Origin of the sequence: Mycobacterium sp. (genome assembly GCF_052143115.1) — a bacterium.
GTDB lineage: Bacteria > Actinomycetota > Actinomycetes > Mycobacteriales > Mycobacteriaceae > Mycobacterium.
In genome coordinates, this window is sequence record NZ_JBKQTQ010000240.1 from 1 (window position 1) to 7,120 (window position 7,120).

Annotated in this window: 6 protein-coding genes and 1 pseudogene; 3 read left to right on the forward strand and 4 right to left on the reverse strand. The window is 66.6% G+C overall.

What is annotated here, in order from left to right; all coding sequences use genetic code 11:
• The 3 genes from ACLQI9_RS23675 to ACLQI9_RS23685 all read right to left on the reverse strand — a co-directional run.
• Positions 1–622, reverse strand: a 622-nt coding sequence (locus ACLQI9_RS23675; protein ID WP_442392284.1) for a cation transporter, incomplete at its 3' end; no start/stop codon positions are given.
• 158 nt (positions 623–780) lie between these two features.
• Entirely contained in the window at positions 781–1,284 is a 504-nt protein-coding gene (locus tag ACLQI9_RS23680) for a hypothetical protein (RefSeq protein WP_442383944.1), read from the reverse strand.
• 123 nt (positions 1,285–1,407) lie between these two features.
• Complete coding sequence (locus tag ACLQI9_RS23685) at positions 1,408–2,661, reverse strand: alpha/beta hydrolase family protein (RefSeq protein WP_442383946.1); 1,254 nt, start codon at positions 2,659–2,661, stop codon at positions 1,408–1,410.
• 272 nt (positions 2,662–2,933) lie between these two features.
• Here ACLQI9_RS23685 and phoU point away from each other — a divergent pair, with 272 nt between their 5' ends.
• Positions 2,934–3,602 carry a phosphate signaling complex protein PhoU gene (phoU, locus tag ACLQI9_RS23690; protein ID WP_442383948.1) on the forward strand — a complete coding sequence of 223 codons (669 nt, stop codon included), beginning with the start codon at positions 2,934–2,936 and terminating at the stop codon, positions 3,600–3,602.
• Between the two features lie 224 nt (positions 3,603–3,826).
• Here the strand turns inward: phoU and ACLQI9_RS23695 are convergent.
• Positions 3,827–4,342 (reverse strand): annotated as a pseudogene (locus tag ACLQI9_RS23695) (IS110 family transposase); the annotation flags it as partial.
• A 722-nt stretch (positions 4,343–5,064) separates the two neighbouring features.
• Here ACLQI9_RS23695 and ACLQI9_RS23700 point away from each other — a divergent pair.
• Entirely contained in the window at positions 5,065–6,237 is a 1,173-nt protein-coding gene (locus tag ACLQI9_RS23700) for a CDP-glycerol glycerophosphotransferase family protein (protein ID WP_442383950.1), read from the forward strand.
• Positions 6,234–6,953 (forward strand): NTP transferase domain-containing protein, encoded by a 720-nt coding sequence (locus ACLQI9_RS23705; RefSeq protein ID WP_442383952.1) that lies wholly within the window; start codon positions 6,234–6,236, stop codon positions 6,951–6,953. Before ACLQI9_RS23700 ends, ACLQI9_RS23705 begins: the two co-directional genes overlap by 4 nt.
• The last annotated feature ends 167 nt before the right edge of the window (positions 6,954–7,120 follow it).

Here is a 7,120-nt window from a genome sequence, read left to right on the forward strand (position 1 = left end):
GCCATGGAATCCTAAGCGCCGTAAGGACTCGCGAGATCAGGTTGACGGCGCGGTAGCCGATCACCGCGGCGATGATCAGGGCCACCGTGGGATCGAGCCAGTACCAGTCGCCGGTAATCATGATGACGGCGCCACTGGCGGCGAGGCCGGCGGCAGCCGCCGCGTTGGTGGCAGTATTGAGCGACACAGCCCTGAGGTTCAGGTCCTCCCCGCTATCACGGGCGTTGCGGTCTGCCCCCACGATGACCGTGCAGAGCAGCATGACTACCGCGGCGACCGTGCTGACAATCAGCACGGGTGCGCCGCGTACCTCGGCGGTGCCTGATGCTAGTCGCCGGATCGCGGCCGCGACGACGCCGATGTTGAGGGCCAGCAGCGATCCGGCGTTGACCAATGCCGCAATGTGGGTCGGGTTTGGGTGTCTGCTCAGGTGATCGCTAACCGCTCGATGCGAGAGTCGGATGGCGAATAACGACACGCCGATCGCGGCGCCGTCGCCGAGGTAGTCGACCCCGGCAGCCAACAACCCCAGCGAGTGCGCGGCTAGCCCAACGATCACCAGGGCCACGATGAGCAGCAGGTCGAGCAGCAACACCAGCGTCAGCCGCCGATCCTTTGACATCTTGTTGATGATAGAACCAGCAGGGAAGTCGACGGCGACGAAGCCCTGATTCGACGAGAACGGGTTAGAATGTTCTTCGCTAGTCCGGTGCTGCTGCCACCTGCTCGAGACGTTCGTGGCGGTTTGGATACTCGTTAGCGGCTGACAATTGCCCAAAATCAGCCCGCAACCTCCCCAAGCCAGGCAAGAATCACCCGCAACGCCAGCCCCAGATTGCCAATCTGGCAGTGGTTCTGGGCACTCTCGGCGCGAGTGAATACGCGCGCGGTCACGGATCGGGCGTTCGTCAGCGTCTGGATCTGCGCGCCGAGCTGCCCTAGGGGCACGTAATGATCCTCGGCGCCCGCCATCAGCAACACGTCCTGGGTGATCCGCGGTGACACGTCGTCGGTACGCATCCCGCGCACCGCCGACAGCGTCTTGGCCGGGGTGTCGACTCCGAACACCCATTCGGCGTTTCCGATGCCCCAGTCGGCGAACATGTTTCGGTTGCGGGCCTGGTTTATCAATGCATCGACCACCGCAGCGGGCAACCGGTGGGCATTACCAATGAGCGCCTTTTGCGGCGCGGCCAGCCGGTAGGCGAAGCACGCGGTGAAGTTGGTGAGGATGTCGTCGGCGATGACCCGGCTGACCCGCGGCTCGAAAGCGGCGGCGCGCATCACCCTACTGCAAGCCCAGCGGTGAACTTGCTCAGAAAACGGCGGCATCTATGCGGCTGCGGTTGACAGCGAGCCGCGACGAGATCCGGGAGTGGATACGGGCGCTGCCGGGGCCAGCGGCGGTCACTTCTTCTTGACGAGGCCCGACTGCGCGAGCGCGTCGTCGACGAACCGCTGCACCGGGCGCGACCGCAAGAATCCGGTATGCCCGCCCCGGTACCACACGATCTCGGGCCTGCCCCAGTGTTCCCACAGCCGCATGACCTGATCGCGCGGGTGCACGACCTGGTCGGCGATCCCGGCGTAGATGAAACGACCCCGCATCGGCACGCGCGGTGTCAGTGACAGGGGTGAGACCATCCGACCGAGGGGTTTTGCCCGTGCCACCGTGTGATGGCGCGGATCGTCGCGACCGAGGCTGGCGTGGCGTCCGAGCACCTCGATGATATTGGCGACCGGGACGCCGAGGATCGCGCAGGTGAGGCCGTCCTCCAGGCTGGCGACCAGCGACGCGATGTAGCCGCCGAGGGACATGCTGTTCAGGCCGATCGGTGAGTCGGGTTCCTGCGCGCGTATCCAGGACAGCAGACGCCGGATATCCCACACCGCCTGAGCCGCAGCATGGACGTCGTCGAGCACATCCTCGCCCGGGAATGCCGCACCCTTGGGCAGGCCGCGCGCACGTGGGCCGTGCATCGGAAGGACGGGGAGGACCACATTGAGGCCGAGGTTCTCGTGCAGATGCCAGGCACGGAACAGCCTGAGATCTAGCGCGCCCCTGCCCATCACCGCGCCGTGTACACAGACCAGCCAGGGTCGCGGCTCGCGGTGTCGCAGCAGCAGCGCATACTCCCGGTTGTTGGCGGTGTAGCCCAGCCACCGCTCGCGGCCCGGTTCGCCCGGGCGGGGTTGGTACCCGCTGTCGAAGACCATGCGTTGGTAGGAGCGTCGGCGTGTCCTCACCGGCCGGACTGTTGGGTCCGTCAGAGGTGGCGGGGCTTCGAAAAACCCCTCCGGCTTGTCCAGCCGCCCGTGCTGTCCGTAGAACTCGATCGCTGCGCTGATTTCGGCGTCGATCCGTAGGAACGCATGCGGGTCGCTGACGGGCCGGAACATCCGGAAGCCGAGAAGGACAATCTCGTCGCGGAACACCTGCGTGGCAAGCGCGAGAGTGGGTCGCGCAACCGGAAGCTCATCTGGCTGATGGTCGCGATAGTCGCGCCAGGACTGGGCGAAGTAACGGCCGGTCCTTCGGAACGGCCTGACGAGGTTACCCAGTAGACCGTAACGGCCGGTCCTCCGGAACGGCCTGACGACGTTGCCCAGTGGACCGGGTCGTCGTGTGCCCGCGTGGTCGCCGTCGGGTCCTGCTGACATACGACGACGCTAGTCGCTTCCGAGTGCAACGGGTGAAAACAGGACTAGCCGCCCCCACATCAGCCTGCGGCCGCACCGGCGCTCGCGCCCGTGCCATCCGCCGCACGTGTAGTTTCTGGTGAAATGTCGGGCGATTGCCGGACACGCCGGGAATACTTGCCTGCAGCTTCGACAAAAATCGGGTCGGCCACCGCGACAGTTTGTTGTGGCAGTGGGGCCCCGGCAGCGCGCAAATACAGGTGATGTAGGCGACGAGTAACGGGAGGCCGTAGATGCGGACCGTCTACCATGAGCAGTTAGCTGCACTCGCCACACAGCTGGGCGAGATGTGTGGGCTGGCGGGCGTGGCGATGAAGCGCGCAACTCAAGCCCTGCTGCAGGCCGATCTTTATCTGGCGGAGAAGGTGATCACCGACCACGAGCAGATCGTGGCGATGAGCACCCGCGCCGAAGAGGACGCCTTCGCGCTGCTGGCGCTGCAGCAGCCGGTGGCCAGTGAACTGCGCGCCATCTTCAGCTCCATTCAGATCGCCGCCGACGTGGACCGCATGGGCGCGTTGGCCGTGCATGTGGCCAAGATCGCCCGGCGGCGCCACCCACAGCATGCGCTGCCCGAGGACGTCAGCGGCTACTTCTCTGAAATGGGCAGGGCGGCAGTCGAATTGGGCAACAGCGCACAGCAAGTGCTGCTGTCCCGCGATCCGGACAAGGCAGCTCGCATTCGGGAGCAAGACGACGAGATGGATGCGCTGCATCGCCAGCTGTTCACCGTGCTGATGGATCACGATGGCTGGAAGCACGGGGTCACCGCCGCCGTCAATGTCGCGCTGCTGGGCCGTTTCTACGAGCGCTTCGCCGACCACGCCGTCGAGGTAGGCAGGCGGGTCGTCTTTCAGGTGACCGGCGCGCTACCCGCCGAGGAAGAAATCTCGACGTACTGAACGACTGAACAACGACATCGAGCTATTCAAATGCTCGGCGGTGGTCATTCCACCGCCGAAAGGATGAAGTCCCCGGCGGCCGCCACTGCATCGGGTGTCTACGGGGTACCAAAAATGTCAAAGCGAGCCGAATTGGCCTCCGCCTGCGGTGCCCTCCACGCCTGGCGCGTGGTTGGTGGACCTCAGCCACTGCCAGCGATCTGGGGTAAGCACCCAGCAGCTTCCATCCCCGTCTTTGTCGACGACGAGTACGCCGCTCGGATAGATCGTGTACTGAGCGACGTCACCGCCCGCTGCACCTCCCGGGAGCGTTCCCGGGTGATCGCCGTGCGCGCCCGAGTCAGATCACGAAGCTGCCGGATCGGCTCCGGTGGCACGAACGAGGCGCGCACCAGACCGTGCGCGCCAAGTTGGGCCAGCCAGGTCGCGTCGGCGACGTCGGTCTTGCGGCCGGGGAGGTTTTTCACGTGCCGCGCATTGACCAGCAGCACATCGAATCCCGCGTCTTCCAATAGGTAGTAGAACGGCTTCCAGTAGTCGCTCGTGGCCTCCATCACCACACACGTGATCCGTTCGGCGATGAGATGGTCACGCAGCGCCAGGATCTGACTCGTCGTCGAGCCCCAGGTCGTGACCGTCTCAACGGTTTTGCGCCGGCCAGCACCAGCGACCCGCACGCACACCTTGGCGTCCCTCTTCGAAATATCCAGCCCGGCGCAGCGGGCGTGAACGACTTCCACGGCGCTTGTCTCTCCTTCCCACACAGCCAAATTGGGTGTCCGTCGTGGGGAGGGCAGGAGATTCAAAAGTCTGACGCTCGGGCTCGATGGCACCGATCCACGGTTCCCGCGGAAGCCCTCCGCCACCATGCTGACCTACAGGCTCACCGGCACCACTGAGGCAATCGGGATCAACCACGACGAACCCGACCAGTCTCCGCCCCAGCCAGCCCCGCAGACAACAGCGACCAGCGCCCAATCTTCGCGCACCGCGGTGCGCCCACGACGGCGCCGCGCTGCTGACCAGCAGTCAAGGCATCACTCGTCGTCGGCGTCTGGGTCGCGCAGCGGACGGTGCGTCCCGCCGAGGTCGGGCAGGTGGAAGCTGTAGTGCCCGTCGATGCCGATGTGGGCGCGGAGGTCCCCAGCCGTCCCAACCCAGGCTTCGTCACTTGTCGAAACCGGGGGTAGGCCCCTTCCTCTGGGGCCCGAAATTGTGGTTCTTGTGTGTGTGTGGGGGGGCACCGCCGCCCTGATGGCTTGGTCGAGCCCGGCGAGCACAACACAGCACCCCTGACCTCGGCGACATCCAGGCGAATCTCCCGCGTCTGAGAGTTGTCGGAAAGGTGTCCTGAGGGGAAACTGGTCTCACCCCAGACGTGTTGCGGAGGTGTCCCGTGTGCTCCCAGGTTCCTTCCACCACTGGGTGGGTCCCTGGCGAGCCCGTGCCGGGAGAGGTGGTCGTGTACTTCGCGGACGATCCCCGCCAGCTCTACCAACTCCGCCAGTGGCTCCCCGTGTTCGAGCTGCTCGATCGGGCTCATCCGGTCCTGGTGGTGACGCGCCACCCGCAGACGTACGCCGAGGTGGGCCGGCTCACTCGGCTGCGCCGCGTGTGCGTGCCGAATCTGGCGGAGCTCGTCCAGCTGTACGGCGACGGCGACCTCAAGGCCGCGATCTACGTCAACAACTCCGTGCTGAACTTCCACTCGCTGGCCGCCACCCGGATGATCCATATCCATGTGAACCACGGCGAGAGCGACAAGGTCTGCATGGCGAGCAACCAGGCTAAGGCGTACGACCGCGTCCTGGTGGCAGGCGAGGCCGCGCTGCGGCGCTATCGGGAGGCGCTGATCGAGTTCGACGTGCGCAGGTTCGTTCTGGTCGGCCGCCCGCAGCTCGACCTCCGCCCCGAGCCCGTCCTGCCCCCGACGGCACGGCGCACCGTTCTCTACGCCCCCACCTGGGAGGGCGAGGACGCCGCGAACAACTTCACCTCGGTCGACGTCCACGGCCCGGCCATCGCGGCCGCCGCGCTCGCGCTGCCAGACGTCCGCGTGGTCTACAAGCCGCACCCGCGGGTGGCGAGCAGTACGGACCCCGGCATGGCGGCGGCGCACCGGCGGATCGTCGGGCTGGTGGAGGAAGCCGCGCGCCGCGAGCCCGCCGCGGGCCACCGGGTCCTGATCGACGCCGACATCCTGGCTGTCTTCCGCGGTTGCAGCGTGCTGATCACGGACGTCTCCTCGGTCGGCCTGGACTTCCTCTATCTGCACGTCGACAAGCCGCTGTTCGTCGCCGACCGCTGCAACGACCGTGCCGGGCTGAACGCCGAGGCTCCGGTGAGCCGCTGCGCCGACGTCGTGGACGCCGCCACGGTCGGTTCGCTCACCGGCACGCTCGCCGAGCGGCTGGCGCGGGACGCGTACCGCGCCGAGCGGGAGGCCATGCGCCGCTACTACTTCGGCGACCCGGCGCCCAGGGAGAGCACCAAGCGCTTCCTGGAGGCCGTCGAGGAAGCCTTGGCCGCGCGGCAAACGTGGGACCGGGCGGCCCCTGGCCCCGTAGGCACAAGCCCCGTAAGGCACACGACACGCCGTTCCACCACGGACCCACAACGAGAGGGGTCGGCATGAGGGAGATCCAGATCATCATCCTGGCCGCAGGACTCGGCACGCGGCTCGGCCTGCCGCTGCCCAAGCCGCTCGCCCCTCTCGCCGACGGCAGGAGCATCCTCCGCCACCAGCTGGACAACCTCCGCCAGACCTTCGCCGACGCCGCCCGGATCGCTGTGGTGGTCGGCTTCCGGTACGACCTGATCATGGGGGCCGCGCCGGAGGTCCAGTTCGTCTACAACGAGCGGTATGACGAAACTAACACCGCGCGGAGCCTGCTGAAGGCCCTGCGCACCTCGCATTCCGGGGGCGTTCTGTGGCTCAATGGCGATGTGGTGTTCGACCCTCGCCTGCTGGAGCGGGCCCAGGCGCTGATCGAAAGTGATCTCACGTTCGCCTGCGTGAACACCGCTGCCGTCGGCGAGGAGGAGGTCAAGTACCGCACCGATGCCGACGGGTACCTGACAGAGCTCTCCAAGTCCGTCATCGACGGGCGCGGTGAGGCAGTGGGAATCAACTACGTGGCGTCCGCCGACAAGGCGGCGCTGATCGAGCACCTCGAGCGCTGCACCGACCAGGACTTCTTCGAACGCGGCATGGAATCCGCGATCAAGGAGGGCCGGCTGCGTGTTCAGGCGTTGGACATCTCGGATTGCTTCGTCGTTGAGGTGGACTTCGTCGATGACCTCGAGCGTGCGAACACGGAGGTGAGCAGGACCGTCACGCCCGCCGCGTGACCCGGCCCCCGGGAGCGACCCGGGGAGGGGTGCGGCACCAGGCCGTGACGGCGCATTATGAACGGCAGCAACGTCTTCCCGAACGGCTCCGAGCGGGTCTTCGGCCCCTCGTCCGCGATCCTCGGCCACCGGGGCTGCGGCCGAGGAACCGTCGACGGGCTCCTGGA